The sequence below is a fragment of the Terriglobales bacterium genome, assembly GCA_035764005.1.
GTDB lineage: Bacteria > Acidobacteriota > Terriglobia > Terriglobales > Acidobacteriaceae > Gp1-AA112.
This window is the reverse complement of sequence record DASTZZ010000031.1, coordinates 46,710-65,854: the sequence shown is the minus strand read 5'-3', so window position 1 is coordinate 65,854 and position 19,145 is coordinate 46,710. Positions and strand designations below refer to the sequence as shown.

Here is a 19,145-nt window from a genome sequence, read left to right as displayed (position 1 = left end):
GAGAAGCTGAGGATTCTCGATAAGCTTCGTGCACGCAGCATAGCCATCGCTGCGGCAGGTTTGAGGGAATACCAACCTGAAACTACTGAAGACCTGCCTTCTGTTCCGCAGGAAGAACACACCAAAGAGTCTGAATAGCAACTCTCTGATCCGAGCTGCTTCTCAACATCGTCCGCCTGCCACTCGGATACACTTGTTGTTCTTGCATGTCTGAACTTTATCCATTACTTCTCCTGCCGGAATTTCACGAACGCGTCTGGGGCACGAAGGACCTGAGCGCGTTTTATCCGTCACACAAAGTCGGATCTGAACCCATCGGCGAAGTGTGGCTTACCGGCGAAGGCTGCCGTGTTGCCAACGGCGCACTTCAGGGACGCACGCTGGGCGAACTCGCTGCTGAGCATGGAGAAGCGTTGAATGGAAGTCGCGCTCGCGACAGACGCTTCCCGTTATTGATGAAGCTTCTATTCCCGAAAGAGCGCCTATCGGTGCAGGTTCATCCCGACGACCAGGGCGCGAAGAAAATAGGCCAGACGTGCGGGAAAACGGAGTGCTGGTACGTGCTCACTGCTACTCCAGAAGCCACCGTTGGACTCGGACTGAAGCCAGGGATCAATCGCCGACAAGTTGAAGACTCTATCCACGCCAAGAACATGGAGCAGCTTCTCAACTGGATTCCCGTCAAAGTCGGCGACATGATCTACGTCGATGCCGGCACCGTACATGCGATCGGTCCAGGCTCCGTCCTCCTCGAAACGCAGCAGAATTCCGACACGACCTATCGCCTCTACGACTACGGCCGTCCGCGCGAGCTGCACATCGATCGCGGCTTGGAAGCGATGAAGGAAGTAACACGTGCCGGCAAGGTGAAGAGCCGCGGTGGAGACGGAAGAATCGTCCTGGTTTCGTCGCCTTCCTTCGAAGTGGACAAGATGTTGCTAAACGATCGGAAAGAACTGAGCACGGCCGATGCGTCGGGAAATTCTTCTGTTCACTGCATCGTCGGCCTCCGCGGTTGTGGAATCATCGAGAGCGAAGGGAAACCAGCGATCAGCGTTGGCCGCGGCGAGGCAGCGGTTGTTCCGGCCGAGTTGGGCAAATACAGTATTCGTCCTCAGTGGGAGTTCGAGTTTGTCCGCGCGTCTTTGCCTGGCGGCGTGAGTGAACCGGAAACCGATCGCGTGGCGGCATTGGCCGGATCTGTGTAGCGCCTTCGCAACAACCTTGGCCGCTTCTGGAAATCAGAGACTCTGGATTGCGCGATGAATCCTGCTCTGGACGAATCTTTCCACCGTCGCGACATTCCTTCCACACCACTGCCTGTGGATGCAATGTTGGAGATTCGGAGAATCCGTCTTGCTCGCATGACTGCGATCCAAGAATGCAAACCTGGACGGGATATCAGCCTCACATTTCTAAATCGCGACACAGGTTCTGAGTCCGCCAAATGAGGTTTAGAGAAAAATGTCCACTTTTCCAGAGCATTTACTACTGCTTCTGTCTTTATAGGTTCTTTTCTTTGATTGAAGTCACAGCAGTAGCTGATATAAGTTTGAACGCATACATTCGCAGGGGGTCCCGCCATCATGCCCGTCGCCGGAGCAAGCGTCGAGAACGTCGAGAAAACCACTATGACCACTAGCACCACTGCAAGTGCAGCCATGGAGATTGTCCTCACGCAGACTGAGTTGCTGAAGGAATTGACCGCGACTCAGGGAGTGGTCGAGCGCAAGACGACAATTCCGATTCTCTCGAATTTTTTGTTTGAAGCCGCGGGCGATCGCCTCACGATTACGGCCACTGATCTTGATCTGAGTTTGCGCACATCCTGTCCTGCGACAGTGAAGAAAGAAGGCTCATGCACGATCCCAGCGCGCAAGCTGTACGACTACGTGAAGCTGTTGCCCGAGGGCCAGGTCACCATCAAGCAGATGGAAAACCACTGGGTGCAGATTCGTGCGGGACGATCGAATACGAAAATGGTCGGCATGGCGCGCGCGAATTTCCCCGCGTTGCCGACGTTCCCTTCCGGCTCGGCAACAAAACTTCCGGTTGCCGTTCTGCGCAATCTGATCGCAAAGACTGTTTTCGCGATCTCGAACGAAGAATCGCGTTACACGCTCAATGGCGCGCTGATGGTGATCAAGGCAGAGTCGATCGCGATGGTCGCAACCGACGGGCATCGTCTTGCTCACATTGAAACCAAGGCCGACTTCCCCGGCGTGAACGGTGAGATGAAGACGCTCATCCCGCGCAAGGCAATGAACGAGCTGCGCTCGCTGATCGATCAGACCGATGAAGAGTTCATTGAATTCGCGAAAGACGATTCGACGCTCTTCTTCCGTATCGGCGGACGGTTGCTTACCTCCCGTCAGCTCACCGGACAATTCCCTAACTACGAAGCTGTCCTCCCGCGCGACAACAACAAAGCCGTAGTCGTAAGCTGCGCCGATCTGCTCGGCGCCATCCAGCGCGTAGCGCAATTCGCTGACGAGCGCTCGGGCGCGATCCGCATAAAACTCGATAAAGATGAACTTCGACTCTCGTCATCCTCAACTGATGCCGGCGAATCGGAAGACACGATCGAAACCAGCTACAAATCGGATCCGCTCATCGTCGGATTCAACTCGCAGTACCTGCTCGACTTCCTGAAGGTCACCAATTCCGGCGAAGTGCGGCTGGAGTTCAAAGACTCGCAGTCAGCCGGGCAATTACGTCCGGAGGGCAGTGGCGACGAGTACAAGTATCGTTACATCATCATGCCCATGCGGATTTGAGCGTGAGAATGGAATGAAAAAGGCCCGTTCATTCGGGCCTTTTTTATGATGTCTGGGTGAAAAAGAAGTGTGAGAGCAACATGAATCGCATAGAGATAGATCATCTAACCGAAGCTGAACTCGTCGATTTGAATCACCGCATCGTCCAGCGCCTGAGGCTGATCAGCCAAGTACGCGCGCACACTGCCATGCTGGAGTTTCGCATCGGTGATCGCGTCACATTCGAACCGGAGGGCAGAGCTCCTGTTTTCGGAATACTGACGCGCTATAACAAGAGGTCGGTCACTGTTATCACCGACGAGGGACATCGCTGGAATATACCTCCTCGTTTCTTGCGCCTGGCAGAAAGTAGCCCGGTATCGCCTGCAACGAGAGAAGGCGCTACGAACTCGCTGATTCCCTTCAACCGGAAGTGATTGAAGCTCCGCAGCACAGAATTACTGCGGGGTAAGCAATGGAAGCCGATCTAGCTTGCAATCCATACCGTCGGACACAACTCCAGAGCTCCCGCAATCTGCGCAATCGACTGCTTTGGCGATTCCGCGTGCTCTTTTCAAGAGTCTCGGGTGGAACCAGCAGCGCCGATCATCAGTGCGGAGCATTAAAATTGCAAGATGTGCCGAAATATAAAGAACCTGTTCAACTTCGACCCGCCGGTCACATCCGATGAAGTCCGGGATGCATCGCTCCAGTTCGTGAGAAAGATCTCCGGATTCAACAAGCCATCGCGCGCGAACGAAGCCGCGTTCTATGCAGCGATCGATGAAATTTCCGCCAGCGCGGAGCGACTGCTCCAGTCGCTCCAGACCTCCGCGCCAGCCAGGAACCGCGAAGAAGAAGCTGCCAAGGCCCGCGCACGCGCTCAAGAAAGATTTGGAATCGTCGGCTAAGCTTACGACGACGGCGGCGGTCTGATCGGCGACGGGTCCGCTGTTTCGCTCCCGTTTGACTGGAGAGTCGTTTCTCTTGCAGACGTTGATGAGGACAAACCCAAGCGGAATTAGTCGCGCACTCTGCGCTGAGCTATAGTGGAAAACCACCAATGCTCTAAGACACCAATCCCGAAGCGGCTGCGATTCAAGACGAAATCTTTCGCCGCATGACTCCGGAACAGCGCGTTCGCTTGGCGCTTGAGATGAGCGAATCGATGCGGAACGTAGCGCTTGCTGGACTACGCAGCCGGCACCCCGAGCTGGACGAGGCGGAGTTATCGCGTGAGCTCCTGCGACTCATGTACGACTTCGTATCGCCGTCCTAGTGAAGGACGTGGACGCCTTCCTAACGATTTCCAAAGGAGATTTTGACGCCGAGCTGTACTGACGCGATTTCCTTCTTCAAGATCTCTATGTGAATAGCGTCAGGCCTCAACGTCCTGATTGCGTCCCACAGTTCATACTGCAAGTCCTCACGGCGCGGCAATGGCCTCTTGGGGGTGGTTGAGAAATCTTGTAGCCTCAGGGTTTTGCCACGATAGCTGAGCGAAAGTCCAGGGAACCCTTCCATTGCTCTGCGGATCACTTCTGCGGACGGAGCGCACTTCGAATCACGATAGTTGTAGATCATTTGCGGTTTTACGCCCAATATCGACGCGATCTTCTGAGCACTTTGACGACCAAGAAGGTTCTTGATGTGTTTCGAAAACTCGCGTTTCAATTCGGGATCCGACGCTGATCTCGGCATAGCAAATGTATTTGGAAGAGTAACAAATATATTTGTTCCGCTTGCAAATATATTTGTTATGATTTTCGACGTCTCGAGTTGGTGTTAATCGCATCTCAACCGTAGCAACCCATGGCAACTGCTTCAGTTCGTCTCAGCGTTGAATTGGACCTGTACGAAACGCACAAAGCCGAGTGGCTCAACAATCACCGTGGCGAATTTGTGGTAATTAAAGGCAAAAGCCCGCTCGGCTTTTTCGCAGAGTTTCAAGCGGCATACCGCGCTGGGGTTGAGAAATACGGCATGGATGCAGACTTCCTGGTAAAGCGTGTGGTGGCCCAAGAGCCAGTCTTTTCCGTGTTTTGACGTGCCGACGTACTCGTCGCCACGTCGCGATCCTCCCGACCTGCAGAACTATGGCCCTCGTCTTGAGATTGAAGTCGGTCTTCCAATCGTAGGCACCAGTAGAAAAAGCCACGTTACCTCCAAAATGCCGGGGCTGATTGACACCGGTGCAGCTCGTACCGTCCTGAGTCCGGAAGCAGTTGCGAAATTGTCCTTACCGCTTGTGGATCGCAGAATCGTCACTCGAGTAGGTGGCACAAATGAGGTCGGAGTACACGTTGCTTCTGTCCGATTTCCAAATTCCAAACTGGCAACGATTGAGGTTATGCAGGTGCTCTGCTGTGCCCTGCCCGAACAACCCGTTCAGTGCCTGATTGGAAGAGACATTCTATCCAGATGGCTGTTCACATACGACGGTAAGCTCGGAGCTTGGTCAATCGATGAAGAAAGCAGAGCGCCTTGGATCGAACCCGAGGAAGAAGGACTGTGGAAGTAGCAGTGAAAAACGCTGGCGCGCCCTGAGAGATTCGAACTCCCGACCTACTGATTCGAAGTCAGTCGCTCTATCCACCTGAGCTAAGGGCGCGCTGCTCTCATTCTAGCTTGGTTCCACTCAAGGTCAACCTGGCATGCTTCGTCGGCTCACCCGGATGGACTTTTGCGGACTTCGCATCACCTCGGTAATCACTAGGCTAAGAACGCTTTCGTTGTACAATCCGCGCAATTGGGGCCATCTGGTCCCGTCCGGCCGTTTGTGTCGTCGCGCACACAATTCGTAAATCGACATCCCTGGCTCGTCGCGCTCGTAGCCCTTGGGGCGGTGCAACTGGCCAGCTCCGGGATTCTGCAGGGGGCGACCCTTGCGGCATTTGCCGACGTGCTTCAGTTCACCATCATGCTGCTGATGGTTGTCGGCACGGCGGTGAATATTCCGCGATCCGAGGGCGCGGTTCGTGGATTTTGGACGCTGATGACCGTCAGCGCGGCGATGTGGGCCTTCGATTATTGGATGTGGGTGTACTACGAAGTCATCCGCCGCGCGCATATGCCAACTCCGCAGCCCGGGGACATACTTCTTATCCTCCACGTGGTCCCCATCATGATGGCATTGGCGATGCTGCCGCATCGCCTCACCAAAGATGGGTCTTCGATCGCAAGCCGGCTTGAATTCGCCCTTATCGCGTGCTGGTGGATTTATCTGTACTTCCAGTTCACGTTCGTCTGGCAAATGCTGCACTACGAAGCAGGCCCATTTCATCGTAATTTCAACTTGCTTTATCACGCGGAGCTCGCGACCGCCATCGTCGGCTTGTTTTACCTTGCGCAGCACAGTTCCGGAGCATGGCAGGAAATTTACAACCATTACCTGATCGGATTCCTGATCTACGCTCCCACCTCCGCAATCATCAACATCCTTATTCAGCAGGGGAGCTACACCAGCGGCGGGTTATGGGATCTTCCGCTCACCATCTCCATCGCTTACATAGCCTGGATTGGATTCCACGCGCGCAAGCTGAATCCGCAACCGGACGGAAAACGGCAAGAGCGCTATACCGGGCTTGCAGTTCCAGAATGGGTCGCAAGCTTTGCGGCAGCCAGCATACCGGCCATTGCCCTGTTTTCGTTTGAGCGGCTGCAGGATCCGCCGGAGGTGCGTCGCTTTCGCATTGCGCTCAGCTTTGTAGCCATGCTGGTGATAGCAATTCTCATCTTCACGCGCCAGCAGCTTCTCAATCGCAGGCTCGCGCATCTTCTGGACGACTCTAAGCACGCCTACGACAACCTCGAAAGACTGCAAACGCAGGTGATGCTCTCCGAAAAGCTCGCCTCGATTGGACGGCTGGTATCCGGTGCAGCCCATGAGCTGAATAATCCTCTTACCGCCATCTTGGGCTATTCAGAATTGATCGCCGACGACCAAAGCGTGCCCGCGGCGCAGCGCGGATTTGCGGAAAAGATCTCTCAGCAAGCCCGTCGCACCAAGAATCTGGTTTCAAATCTGCTCTCGTTTGCCCGGCAGACTCCACCGCAAATGCGGCTAACGGACATCAATGCGCTCGTCAACAACGCGTGCCAGCTCAGGATCGGCAGCTTGTCGGGAAAGATTTCATTGGTCCGCGATCTAAACGCCGATCTTCCACCGGTGGTAGGCGACGACAACCATTTGTTGCAGGTCTTCCTTCACGTACTCAACAATGCCGTGGACGCTGTCGAAGAAGTCGGTGGCGGCCAAATTACCGTCCGAACCCGTGCCAACGATGATCGAGTCGTCGTAGAAATCTCCGACACTGGCCCGGGAATCACCGAACCTGCGCGCGTCTTCGATCCCTTTTACACGACTAAACCTCTTGGACAGGGCACCGGGCTCGGACTTAGCGCTTGCTACGGCATCGTCCAGCAGCACGAAGCGACCATCGAGTGCGAAAACTTGCAGCCGCACGGTGCGCTGTTTCGCATCACTTTCAAAGCGGTTCCAAAACCAACTCCTCCAGAAGTCGCAACCGTCTCCTAGTCAGCAAAGCCGCAGATATAATTCCCAACCGCATCGCCAGAGCATGGCCGACGCGAAACGATTCAATGTGCCTTGACTCTCACCTTTACAATGGCAAATCGATTTACCAGGAGGCTTATTTTGATTCGACCGATCGTGCGGTTGTGCTCTGTGCTGTTTCTGCTTGCCACCCTCTTCGCGCAAACCAATGCGCCGAGCAGTACCGGTGCGCAGTCGCTGGATCCTGCAGTCGAACGGCGGGTCGATTCCATCCTGAGCCGCATGTCGACCGAGCAGAAGATCGACTATCTAGGCGGAGTCAGAGGTTTCTATATCCGCGGATATAAAGAACTCGGCATTCCCGAATTGAAAATGTCGGATGGACCGGTGGGTGTCCGCAATTATGGACCATCGACGACCATGGGCGGAATCGGACTAGCCGCCTCGTGGGATCCGGCACTGGTTGAGCGCATGGGCAAAGTGCTCGGCGAAGATGCGCGCGCGCGCGGAGTGCACTTCCTGCTTGGGCCGGGCGTAAACATTCATCGCGCTCCAATGAATGGCCGCAACTTTGAGTACTTCGGCGAAGATCCATTCCTCGCGGCGCGCACCACCGTTGCGTACATCGAAGGACTGCAGAGCCAGGGCGTGATCGCAACCATCAAGCACTACATGGGCAACAACTCGGAGTACGACCGCCACAACAGCGACTCCGAGATCGATGAGCGCACCATGCGCGAGATTTATTTTCCGGCATTTGAGGCAGCGGTGAAAGAAGCTCACGTCGGCGCGATCATGGATTCCTACAACTTCATCAACGGCGAGCACGCTACGCAGAATTCGTTCATCAACACCGATATTGCCAAGAAGGATTGGGGATTTGACGGCATCATCATGTCCGATTGGGGCGCGACGTATGACGGCGTCGCTGCAGCGAATGGCGGACTCGATCTGGAAATGCCATCAGGCAAGTTCATGAATCGCGACACGCTCCTGCCTGCGCTGCAATCCGGGAAAGTATCGCAGCAGACCATCGACGATCACGTGCGCCGAATCCTGCGCACGGCGATTCGCTTCGGCTTCTTTGATCGCGATCAGACCGAGGCAAGCATTCCCAAGCTCAACCCGGAAGGCCGCGAAGTCGCGCTCGAAGCCGCGCGCGAGAGTTTCGTCTTGCTGAAGAACGAAGGCGATATCCTGCCTCTGAATAAAAGCAGCATTCGTACCATTGCAGTCATTGGTCCCGATGCCTATCCGGCACAGCCGGACGGCGGTGGCAGCGCGCACGTAGTGCCCTTCCATGCCGTGAGCTATCTCGAAGGACTCACAAGCTATTTCTCCGGCCAGGCGAATGCTCCGAAGATTCTCTACAGCGCTGGGCTGAAGTCATTTCGGGAAATGGCCGAAGCGACCGACTTCACCACAGACGAGAACAATGGGGAAGCCGGATTACGTGCCGAAGAATTTGACAACATGACGCTGAGCGGATCGCCGGTGCGCACGCACGTGGATCGTCACGTGAATTTCGGCTCCGACAGCTACGAGGCTCCCACTGGAGTCGGCTCGATTCGCTGGAGCGGCTACTACACCGCGCACACCGGCGGCCCACATGACTTCTTCGTACTCGGGCCCGGCGAGAACGGCGGATATCGCTTATATGTCGACGACAAAATCATTGCCGATAACTGGGAGCGCGCGACCGCGATCCTGAACTTCGGAACGCTGACGCTGGAGCCAGGCAGCAAACACAAAATTCGCCTCGAGTACTACCGCCACAACGCATGGGGACCGAAGCGCGTGCTGCTTGGAGTGCTGCCTGCATCCGAAGCTGTCGATGCCGAGGCGAAGCAGATCGCATCGAGCGCTGATGTCGTTTTTCTGTTTCCTGGATTCGACAACACAATTGAGACTGAAGGCGGCGATCGTACATTCCGCCTGCCTCCGGGTCAGGATGAACTCATAAAAGAAATCACGGCGGCGAATAAGAAGACAATTGTCATACTCACCGCCGGAGGCAACGTCGATATGGCGCCCTGGGTCGATCAGGTGCCTGCACTCATGCACGGCTGGTATTCCGGCGAGCAGGGCGGCACCGCTCTCGCGCAACTCGTCTTTGGCGATTACAGCCCGTCAGGACATCTGCCGATCTCGCTCGAACGCCGCTGGGAAGATAACGCGACTTTCAACAGCTACTATCCGAACGATGGACCAAAACGGATCAAGTACACCGAAGGCGTCTTTGTCGGCTATCGTCATTTCGATCATGACAACATCAAGCCACTCTTCCCATTTGGATTTGGGCTTTCCTATACAAGCTTCGGTTTCAAGAACCTGAACATCTCTCCAGCGAATCGAGGTCCGGTGACTGTGAGCTTCGACGTCACCAACACAGGTGGGCGTGCAGGAGCTGAAGTCGCCCAGGTATATGTGGGAGCCGCGCAGAGTTCGGTTCCGCGTCCGCCCAAGGAATTGAAGGGATTTTCCAAAGTGCTGCTTCGTCCCGGCGAAACGAAGCACGTTTCCGTCTCGCTCGATTCGCGAGCGTTCTCGTACTACGACGTGAAGACGCACGGATGGAAGATCGATCCCGGAACTTACAACATCTACGTCGGAAGCTCGGATGCGGATATCAAGCTGCAAGGCAAGGTGAATCAATAACAGAACCGTCGGCGGTAGCCGATGGGTCGGAGATCGCCGAATGGCGAGCTCCGAGTGCAACGATACTGTCCTCGATTGTGGAGAACGCAGCCGCAACAGATGCCGCTGCCCCACCGACCGCGTCGGCCGTTCTGTCACTCATCAAACGCGAACGGTACTTTAGTAACCAAAAAAGACCTAAGCGTAATACCGAGAATCAAGGCTAATATCCCCTAATCGTGCAGCAATCAGAGTAGTTCGTGGTATAAACCGAATTGCCCTACCCCAGTACCTCGGTAAATTAACCCTGAAATCGAGGGCGCGAATAAGGAGATGCAGTTTGTCCGACGCTAGAACAGGCAGAAGGTTCCCTCTGAATCTGCCGATTACCATCCGGGAGGGAGAGTCCGCCGATCAGACCTCGGGCACCACACAGAACGTGAGTGCCGCCGGCGTGTACATTCACGCTGACGCGGAGCTGCAGGTCGGCTCTCAGATTGAATTCGAGATTACGCTTCCGTCCGACATCATCGGAGGCAACAACGATGTGCGCGTGCGTTGCCAGGGACGCGTGGTGCGCAGAGAGCGTCCGCAGGGAGACAAGGGCGGCGTGGCCTGCGTGATCGATAACTATAAATTCGTGCGTGGCGCGCAGCAGTGATTTTTTCGCGCGGGCAAAACGCCTGCGCGATTTATTTTGCCCAGTCGTGAGACTGGAAAGAAGAACGAGGTCGGCGACGAGTCGCCGCATTACCAATGCTTAAGATTATTCTGGCCGATAGCCAAGCCATATTCCGCGCCGGCGCCGCCAAGGTGCTGGCCGTCGAAGACGATTTCCGCATCGTCGCGCAATGCGAAAACACCGACCGCATGATGGTCGCGCTGGAGAGCTTCCGCGCCAACGTCCTCATCTTTTCCACCGCGATGCGCGTGGACATTCGCCAGCTCGTCGAAGCCGCGAAGAAGATCAAGACGCGCCTCATCATCGTCATCGAAAGCGCCGACAACAGCGCGCAGTACTTGCAGCTCGGCATCAGCGGCGTGGTCTTCCGCAACGTGAGCGGAGCATCGCTGGTCGAGTGTGTGCGCAAAGTCTCTCGCGGCGAAACCTGGGTTCAGGACGCCGGAGCCGCCGCCGAAGCGACGGAGAACGACATCGTCGGAGCGCGCGTTCGCGACCGCCTCACGCCTAAAGAGCTGCGCATCGTTGCGTTGATCGTTCAGGGATTCAAGAACAAAGAGATCGCCACGCAGCTCGGTACCACCGAACAGGTGATTAAGAACTATCTTCGAAACGTCTATGACAAGATCGGTGTTTCCGACCGCCTTGAGCTCGCGCTCTTCACGATTCATCACCGCATCCTGAACGAAGCTGCTGCCGCGTTGGTGGGCAGTGCAACGAATCAGATGAGCAATTGAGAAAGCCGGCAGTCGGCACTCGGCATTCAGCAGTCGGCTAAACCCAAAATCAAAAACCCAGCCTTTGGCTGGGTTTTGTTCTGCTCTCTACGAATCCACTGCTGTCCATCCGGACAAACTAATAACAGCAAATAATCACTGTCTTCCCTCGCGCCGCCGCCGAGCTGTTTTCGGCACCTCATACTTCGTTTTGCGGCGCGGGGGACCTGCTTTTCGACTTCTCAACAGCAGGCCCCCCGTGCCGCAAAGCAACGTGTCTAAGTTCGGATCAGGCTCTTGGCGGCACGAGGGATGACAGTAAATAAGGGATGTAGACCATGAATGCGACCGGCCTTGGTCCAAAGAAAGTCCTAATAATTGCTGTGAGGATGTTTTGCCGAATGCCGAGTGCCGAATGCCGACTGCCTTTCTACTGCTTACTACTGGTCTTCTTCGCCTCCCCATCGCGCTCCTGGTTCTTCAGCAGCTCGTTAACGATGGTGACCAACTCTTCGGGATTGACTGGCTTTTCGAGGTAGAGATCGGCGAGAGGCTCAGCAGCTTGAAACGCCTCGGCCACGTATCCGGAAACAACAACAACCGGCATGCTGGAATGGTCTTTCGCCGCCTGGACAACCGCCCGTCCATTGGCATCACCAAGCCGCCAATCGGTCACGACGGCGTCGTAGGCGTTGTGGCGGAGCTTATCGATGGCATCGCGCGCCGAGGTGCAGGCGGTCACGGAGTGTCCTGCCGATTCGAGGATGGCGCACTTCAGAGTTACAACGTGGGGCTCATCATCCACGCAGAGGATGTTTGCCATACGGGTCCTTAATCCGCGTATCGGCCAGGAGGCAAAAAGCGCCGTATAGCGCCGACTGCAGCTATTCTCAGGCACCGTAACGAATGTGTCAATTCGGGCCGCAGGAACCCAGCCGGACACCTCCATTCGGTGCTCCAGGTAACCTCCGGCATGTGCCATAATTCGCCCATATCCCCGAGGTGTAAATGTCCATCGCTCTGGTAAGCGAACAGCTTAAGTTCATCCAATTCGATATCTCCGACACAATCGCCCGCATCACGCTGAATCATGCGCCATACAACGTCCTCACCGTCCCCATGATGACGGAGATGGCGCAGTGCATCGAGAGCCTGAACGGCCGCAATGACATCAAAGCCATCGTCGTAGGCTCCTCGCAAAAGACGTTTTCCGCCGGGATCTCGCTCGAAGACTCCAAGCCCGATCGTGTCTTCCAGACGCTCGAAGCTTTCAACCGCGTCTTCTCCGCCATTCGAGAGATCTCGAAGCCGCTGATTATGGTTGTGAATGGCCCCGCCATCGGAGCCGGCTCGGAACTGGTAGCGTTCGGCGACATGGTTATAGCCACTTCCAGCGCGAAGTTTGCTCAGCCGGAAGTGAAGCTCGGAGTCTTCCCGCCATTCGCGGCAGTCATGCTGCCCCAACTAATCGGCCCAAAGAAAACCTACGAACTGATCCTGACCGGTGAAGCTCTTAGCGCAGAAGAGGCGCTACGCCTGGGATTCGTAAACAAAGTAGTTCCCGAATCGGAACTTGACAGCGCAGTCAAGGCCATTCTCGCCAAAATCGCCGAATTCAGCGGCCCGGTCCTTGAAGTCACAAAGAAAGTGATCGGCAGCTCCATCGGCCTGCCGCTCGATGAAGCCATGAAGAAGTCGCAGAACATCTACCTGAACGAGCTGATGAACCTACAAGACGTGCAGGAAGGTCTACGCGCAGTGCTGGAGAAACGAAAGCCGGTCTGGAAGAACAAGTAAGAGCCTAGAACAATCTTCTCTGCTCTATTCGCAACGCAACGCAACTATAGGATCAACTCGCGTGGCACGTCGTGCTGGCAAGAACGCTGCCAGGAGAGCCACTGCTACCAGCAGAAGCATGACTGCAATCAGCGTTGCAGGATCGCCAGGCTTAACGCCAAACAAAAGCTTTGTAAGCAATCGGTTGACTGCTAGCGCCGCCCCTACTCCCACGGCCACCCCAAGGAGCGCAACCGCGATGCCCTGCACGACCACCAGACGAATGAGGTTTGCGCGGCGCGCGCCAAGAGCCATGCGAATACCGATCTCTCGCGTGCGCCGCGTTACCTCATAAGACATCAGACCGTACAGGCCGATGCACGCGAGAAGCAGCGCGACAGCTCCGAAGTAGCTGGAGAGCTGCGCCACCATGCGCTCCTGTCCGAGCAGCATGTCAATGTGTTCGGACTGTGTCTTAACGCGCATCATTGGCAGGTTCGCGTCACGCTTGTAGATCAATTCCCGAATTGGCACAATCAGCGCTGTCGGATTGTTGGCTGTCCGCACCTCGAAAGCAGCCTGGGAATGCGTGAGCGGAACATAAATCGTCGGAAAGATGTCGCGCCGAAGGCTGTTGTACTTCGCATTGCCTGCGATGCCGACAATGATCCACCCTGGTTCTACGTTCGGACGATCGGGATCTCCGCGGCCATCGTCCGCGCCGAAGTGCTGGCCTAATGGGTTCAGCCCCGGATAGTACCGTTTCGCGAATTCCTCATTCACCACCGCCGCGTATGGCACACGTGTATCCGGAGGTCCGCCTTTCTGACCGGGAATCATGGCCATCTCGAGATTGCTGTTGCGCTCGGCATCTGCATATTCGCCCGGCGTGAATATTCGGCCTGCGAGCAAAGGAATCTTCATGGTGTTGAAGAAATCCGTGCTTACCGGCATCCAATCTGCTTCTTTTCGAACCGGCTTTGATTCTCCCGGCGGAATGAAGTTGAAATCAGTCCGCATCCAACTGCCGGCCAGCAGCGGCGCCTGGCTGTAGCTCACGGATTGCACTCCCGGCAATCCGGAGATCTGATCGTGAAGATCGCGATAGAGCTGGTCAATCTGGTCGGGCTTGTATCCTGCGAGACGCGGATTCAATTCGAACGTCAGCACGTTGCGCGTGTCGAAGCCAGGATCGAGATTCTTCAAATTGCGCAATGTGTTCACGAGCAAGCCAGCGCCCATGAGCACCACGATTGCAAGAGCTGCTTGAAGCGCGACCAGCAGATTCCCGATATGCAACAGCCGGCTGCGTCCCTGCTGAGCCGACCGCGACGACCGTGAATCCTGCTTCAGCGCCGGCGTGAGGTCAAGCCGCAGGGAACGCAACGCCGGAGCTAGTCCCGACAGAATTCCAGTCAGAAGAGAAACTGCGATCGTGAACATCAGCACGCGAATGTTGAGTGCAGACGTGAACCACACCGGGCGATCCTGTCCGCTGGCGATCTGGGCGGCTATCGCATGAGCTCCCCACCATGCCAGCAAAATGCCCAGCAAGCCGCCGGCAAGCGCAAGAATCACGCTTTCGGTTACCAACTGCCGTAGCAGCCGGCGGCGCGTCGCACCGAGGGCGAGGCGCACAGCAATCTCGTGCCGCCGCGCGGTTGCGCGCCCGAGTACGAGTCCCGCGACATTTGCGCACGCGATCAGCAACACGATGGCTACGCCAACCATCAGCACGCGAAGTGGATCTTTGAATTGTCCGCTCTGCCCCACCAAAGCATCCTGCGCCGATACGAGCGTGATTTTAGGGGCGTCTTTTTGCTCAAGCAGCGGCTTCGCGCCATGTAAAACCTGATCACGGAAGAGCAGATCGACAGCAGCCTGGGCCTGCGAAGCCGGAACACCTCGCTTGAGACGCGCCACCATCAAGAGCCACCATGAAGTTGAATCTTCGTACTCGCGCTTGAAGTTCCGATTAAGAGCAGGTCGAAAGCTGATCGGAACCCACACGTCGTAACTCGCGCCAAAACTCAGGCTGAGAAACTTCGGTTCGGCCACGCCGACAATCGTGAACGGCACTCCATTCAGCTGCACAACTCTTCCGACGACGGCGGGCGAAGCTCCAAATTCCTTCTGCCAGTACGCATAATTCAGCACTGCGGCTGGCGCTGATGACGGGCGATCATCGCTGGGTTGTAACAAGCGGCCGAGGGCAGGTTGAACTCCCAACGTGGAGAAGAAGTCCCCAGAAACCGCCTGACCGCGCGCACTCGTGGCTGGGCCATTCCCGCTCAGAGCCATCGGGCCAACGCCGGCGAAACCTCCAAGACTGCTGAAGATGTGAGCGTTTTCGACTTGCTCAAAGAAGGCATGCGGAAAAGAATCGCCTTCAGGGTTCGAGCGATCTCGGCTGGGCGCGGTATCGCCGTAGCTTGAATAGCTGTGATACTTCGGTGATTTATGTGCGCTCCATCGCAAGACCACGAGGCCGCTTGGGTCGCGCACTGGTAGCGGTCGAAACAGGACTGCATTGATCAGACTGAAGATTGCAGTGTTTGCGCCAATGCCAACGGCAAGCGTGATGATTGCGACAGTGGTGAATCCGGGACTTTTGCGCAGCATGCGCAAGCCATAACGTGCGTCCCAGATGAACGATTCGAGAATGCCGACACCGCGCGCTTCGCGACACTGCTCTTTCGTGCGATCCATTCCGCCGAATTCGGCTCGAGCGCGACGAAGGGCTTCCTGCTTTGGCACTCCAGTGCGGTAAAGGTCTTCGGCATAGCTCTCGATATGGAAGCGCAGTTCGTCTTCCATCTCTGACTCGATACGTGAACGCTGAAAGATTGCTCGCGACGACGATCGTAACCGCGGCCAGATGGTCATGCGCGCTCCGATGACGCTTTGAGAATTCCCGCAATGATCTCGGTCATCTGATTCCACTTTGCGGTTTCAGACTCCAGCCCGCGCCTACCCTGTGCCGTTAGGCGGTAATACTTGGCTTTGCGATTGTTGTCCGACGTGCCCCACTCGCTTGTGATCCAGCCTTGATGTTCAAGCCGGTAGAGCGCGGGATAGAGAGAGCCCTGCTGAATCTCGAGCCGATCTTTTGAGATTTGCTGGATACGAAGCAGAATTCCGTATCCGTGCAGTGGGCCAAGAGAGATGGCCTTAAGGATCAGCATGTCGAGCGTGCCTTGCAGGAGTTCTGGTTGCCTGTCCACGAACTCTCCTAGATGTTCTAGGAATGTACGCCGCGACTCCTAGGTTGTCAAGGAGAGCGGATCTTGTCACATTAGCGCGAGACGCGCGGCCCCAACCAAACCTGCGTCGCTTCCTAGTAGCGCGCGCGTGATGAGCGTGTGTTTGCGCGCGGGCAGGCGCGGGTCGGGCTCGGTCGCAGCATAGACATAAGAGCGCTTGCGCAGGTCGGCGAACATTGTTGGTGCAAACGCTTCCCAGCCGCTCGCTAATCCACCTCCGAGGACGTACATAGGCAAATTCAACGCGTTGACCATTGCGCCTAAAACCATGCCCATGGTACGACCGACTACTTCGAAGATTTGCTTTGCTGCTTCGTCGCCCTGCATTGCATATTGAAATACCACTTTGGAACTGAACTCCGGGTTCTCGCTCATCGCGCGCGCCAGTTCGGGAGCTCGGCCTGTCGCGATTGCTTCTATTGCCATGCGCTTGACAGCAGTCGCCGAGGCGTACTGCTCGACGCATCCGCGATTGCCGCAGCCGCACTGCACGCCGTCGGGAACGACGGTGATATGGCCGCACTCGCCGGCCATGCCCATCAGACCGTGCCAGATCTTGCCTTCGAGGACGATGCCCGCGCCGACGCCGGTGCCAAGCGTGAACATGCACATGGAATCGACATCGCGTCCCGCACCCATCCACTTTTCGCCGAGTGCGGCGACGTTGGCATCGTTTTCCAGCGTGACACTGCCTTCCACGCGGCGTTGGATTTCATCGCGTACCGGATAGTTCGTCCAGTCGGGCAGATTAGGAGATTGCATCACCGTGCCCGTTGCCATATCGATAATTCCAGGCACGCCGATGCCTGTGCCGGCGAAGTGGAGCTGCCCATCGAACTTCTTGCGCAGCGCGCGGATCGCGTCACAAATGTCGCCGACTACCAGATCGCGTCCGCGCTTCACTTCGGTGCTGGTGGTGATGAGTTCGAGTTGCTTACCGTTGGCGTCGAGCGCAGCGATCCGCATGTTGGTGCCGCCCAGATCGACTCCAATGGCAAAGCCTTGTGAGTTATCGGTCATCTTTGGCCTTGGGGACGAACTGCAATTGTAAGGGAAAGCGGTTTTTCACCACCGAGGTGTGCAAGTCAGTACCGTTCGCGGTAGCGAATGGGTGAGAGTAGCAGTTGAGGCAAACCCATCCGCTACCGCGGACGGTACTGACCTCCGTGTTCTCCGTGACTCCGTGGTGAACAGAGCTGATCAGCCTTGACACTTGGGACAGTAGTGCGTGCCGCGTCCGCCGAGGACGATGCGCTTTATGGGCGTGCGGCACACGAAACACGGCTGGCCGGTGCGCATGTACACCCTGTGCCGAAGCTGGAAGAAGCCCTCTTCTCCCTCGGCATTTACATAATCAGACACCGACGATCCGCCGAGCTTGATGGCTTCTTTCAACACTGCCTTGACAGCGACATGGAGGCGGGCCAGATCCGCGCGTGTGAGCCGTCCAGCCTGGCGGCGCGGACGAATGCGGGCGCGAAAGAGCGACTCGTCCGCATAGATGTTGCCGACGCCGTGCAGCAGTTTCTGATTTAGCAGCGCTGCTTTGATGGGAGTCTTGCGTCCGCGAAATAGCTTTGCGAATTCTTCTGCGCTGATGGTTAGTGGTTCGGTTCCCGGTCCCGTGAATCCCGATTCCGATACGACGCTCAGCCGTCCGAAGCGGCGGGGATCGACGAAGCGCAGTTCGCGCCCGGAGGCGAGCGATGCGATGGCATGCGTGTGCTTCGGTGTGGCTTCTTCGGGAGAAGCCACCAGCATTCGTCCGGTCATCCCGAGATGCACGATCCACTGCCGCTTCGCATTCCCATTATGGGATTGCGCTGATTCGAGATCGAACACGATGTGCTTGCCCACGCGTCGCACGTGCGCGATGCGGGAACGAGTCAGCACCGATGCAATCTCTTTCGCCGTCGACTTCAAGGGCTCTGGATGTGTACCCAACCACACCGACTCGATCACATCTCCGCGAACTCGTCTATCAAGTCCGCGCGCAATGGTTTCGACCTCAGGGAGTTCCGGCATAATCCAAGTTTACTGGATATAAATACTTCAGTACGTATATCCAAATGATATACTCTGCGTGTGAATGCCACTGCCCTACAAGACGAGCTTCGCCGCGTCTTGTGGGAAAGAATTCGCGAGAAGAAGCTGACCGGATTGGGGCTCGCGAAACAGACTGCGTTTGAACAGGCATACATCTCGAACTTTCTGAATCGCAAACGCTCACTTAGCTTGGAGGGAATGGACCGAATACTTGCAGCCCAGAATCTTTCAGTCTTTGATCTTCTGAGTCGCGATGAACTGAATCGTCGGGCGAGCAGCATTCCTGCCGGTGAGGGTAATTTTGAAAACGTGGTGCTGACGGATGCGGCTGTCGCGGCAAGTCAGCCGACGATCCAACGCGACGTCATCCGCGACATCCTTAAATTCAAGAAATCGTTCCTGAAGCGGTTACGTCCTGCGCCGTCCAAAGGCCGTGAGAGCTGGCAGCGTTTCGTGCTGACGAAAATCGACGCGCATGAAGCCAGCAGCATGTATCCGCGTCTTCTGCCCGGAGCGACTGTGCTCATCGACCGTCATTACAACCTGCTGCAGCCGTACCGGCGTAACGAGGCGAACATCTACGCCGTGCGGAAAAATCGAGGCTGCACGATCAAGTATGTCGAGCGCGACGGCGATCATCTCGTGCTGCGGCCGCACAACCAGCTACATCCGGTAAGCGTTCTGCCGCTCGAAGGACACGATCCTGCGGAAATGATCGTCGGGCGCGTGTGCCATGTAGCCATCGAGACGTGA

The 19,145-nt window shown here is 56.3% G+C and carries 16 protein-coding genes and 1 tRNA gene; 11 read left to right on the top strand and 6 right to left on the bottom strand.

The window, feature by feature from the left end:
• The first annotated feature begins 206 nt into the window (after positions 1-206).
• The 5 genes from VFU50_05570 to VFU50_05550 all read left to right on the top strand — a co-directional run bounded on the left by VFU50_05570 (position 207) and on the right by VFU50_05550 (position 4,802).
• Positions 207-1,208, top strand: a complete 1,002-nt coding sequence (locus VFU50_05570) for a type I phosphomannose isomerase catalytic subunit (GenBank protein HEU5232305.1) — start codon at positions 207-209, stop codon at positions 1,206-1,208.
• 453 nt (positions 1,209-1,661) lie between these two features.
• Positions 1,662-2,777 carry a DNA polymerase III subunit beta gene (dnaN, locus tag VFU50_05565; protein HEU5232304.1) on the top strand — a complete coding sequence of 372 codons (1,116 nt, stop codon included), beginning with the start codon at positions 1,662-1,664 and terminating at the stop codon, positions 2,775-2,777.
• Between the two features lie 80 nt (positions 2,778-2,857).
• Entirely contained in the window at positions 2,858-3,193 is a 336-nt protein-coding gene (locus VFU50_05560; protein ID HEU5232303.1) for a hypothetical protein, read from the top strand.
• A gap of 198 nt (positions 3,194-3,391) precedes the next feature.
• Positions 3,392-3,667: a DUF2277 domain-containing protein gene (locus tag VFU50_05555; protein ID HEU5232302.1), complete on the top strand. Its 276-nt coding sequence runs from the start codon at positions 3,392-3,394 to the stop codon at positions 3,665-3,667.
• 901 nt (positions 3,668-4,568) lie between these two features.
• Positions 4,569-4,802, top strand: coding sequence for a hypothetical protein (locus tag VFU50_05550; GenBank protein HEU5232301.1), 234 nt, complete (start codon positions 4,569-4,571; stop codon positions 4,800-4,802).
• Between the two features lie 488 nt (positions 4,803-5,290).
• Here the strand turns inward: VFU50_05550 and VFU50_05545 are convergent.
• A tRNA-Arg gene (locus VFU50_05545) sits at positions 5,291-5,367 on the bottom strand.
• Between the two features lie 168 nt (positions 5,368-5,535).
• On the opposite strand from VFU50_05545, the gene VFU50_05540 reads away from it, so the two are divergent.
• The 4 genes from VFU50_05540 to VFU50_05525 all read left to right on the top strand — a co-directional run bounded on the left by VFU50_05540 (position 5,536) and on the right by VFU50_05525 (position 11,328).
• A complete protein-coding gene (locus tag VFU50_05540; protein ID HEU5232300.1) occupies positions 5,536-7,293 on the top strand; it encodes an ATP-binding protein in 1,758 nt (585 codons plus the stop codon).
• Between the two features lie 120 nt (positions 7,294-7,413).
• A complete protein-coding gene (locus VFU50_05535; GenBank protein ID HEU5232299.1) occupies positions 7,414-9,930 on the top strand; it encodes a glycoside hydrolase family 3 C-terminal domain-containing protein in 2,517 nt (838 codons plus the stop codon).
• A 319-nt stretch (positions 9,931-10,249) separates the two neighbouring features.
• Positions 10,250-10,570 carry a PilZ domain-containing protein gene (locus tag VFU50_05530; GenBank protein HEU5232298.1) on the top strand — a complete coding sequence of 107 codons (321 nt, stop codon included), beginning with the start codon at positions 10,250-10,252 and terminating at the stop codon, positions 10,568-10,570.
• A gap of 95 nt (positions 10,571-10,665) precedes the next feature.
• A complete protein-coding gene (locus VFU50_05525) occupies positions 10,666-11,328 on the top strand; it encodes a response regulator transcription factor (GenBank protein HEU5232297.1) in 663 nt (220 codons plus the stop codon).
• Between the two features lie 409 nt (positions 11,329-11,737).
• Here VFU50_05525 and VFU50_05520 read toward each other — a convergent pair whose 3' ends face one another.
• Positions 11,738-12,130, bottom strand: a complete 393-nt coding sequence (locus VFU50_05520) for a response regulator (GenBank protein ID HEU5232296.1) — start codon at positions 12,128-12,130, stop codon at positions 11,738-11,740.
• Positions 12,131-12,315: 185 nt separating this feature from the next.
• Here VFU50_05520 and VFU50_05515 point away from each other — a divergent pair, with 185 nt between their 5' ends.
• Complete coding sequence (locus VFU50_05515) at positions 12,316-13,104, top strand: enoyl-CoA hydratase-related protein (GenBank protein HEU5232295.1); 789 nt, start codon at positions 12,316-12,318, stop codon at positions 13,102-13,104.
• 24 nt (positions 13,105-13,128) lie between these two features.
• Here the strand turns inward: VFU50_05515 and VFU50_05510 are convergent, their stop codons facing one another.
• From VFU50_05510 to mutM, 4 genes are all read right to left on the bottom strand, one after another.
• Positions 13,129-15,969, bottom strand: coding sequence for an ABC transporter permease (locus tag VFU50_05510; protein HEU5232294.1), 2,841 nt, complete (start codon positions 15,967-15,969; stop codon positions 13,129-13,131).
• Positions 15,966-16,307: a PadR family transcriptional regulator gene (locus tag VFU50_05505; GenBank protein HEU5232293.1), complete on the bottom strand. Its 342-nt coding sequence runs from the start codon at positions 16,305-16,307 to the stop codon at positions 15,966-15,968. The genes VFU50_05510 and VFU50_05505 overlap by 4 nt, the downstream gene beginning before the upstream one ends.
• 66 nt (positions 16,308-16,373) lie before the next feature.
• A complete protein-coding gene (locus VFU50_05500; GenBank protein ID HEU5232292.1) occupies positions 16,374-17,366 on the bottom strand; it encodes an ROK family protein in 993 nt (330 codons plus the stop codon).
• Positions 17,367-17,546: 180 nt separating this feature from the next.
• On the bottom strand, positions 17,547-18,371 hold the full coding sequence (gene mutM / locus VFU50_05495; protein HEU5232291.1) for a bifunctional DNA-formamidopyrimidine glycosylase/DNA-(apurinic or apyrimidinic site) lyase: 825 nt from the start codon (positions 18,369-18,371) through the stop codon (positions 17,547-17,549).
• Between the two features lie 60 nt (positions 18,372-18,431).
• On the opposite strand from mutM, the gene VFU50_05490 reads away from it, so the two are divergent.
• Positions 18,432-19,145, top strand: a complete 714-nt coding sequence (locus VFU50_05490) for a S24 family peptidase (protein ID HEU5232290.1) — start codon at positions 18,432-18,434, stop codon at positions 19,143-19,145.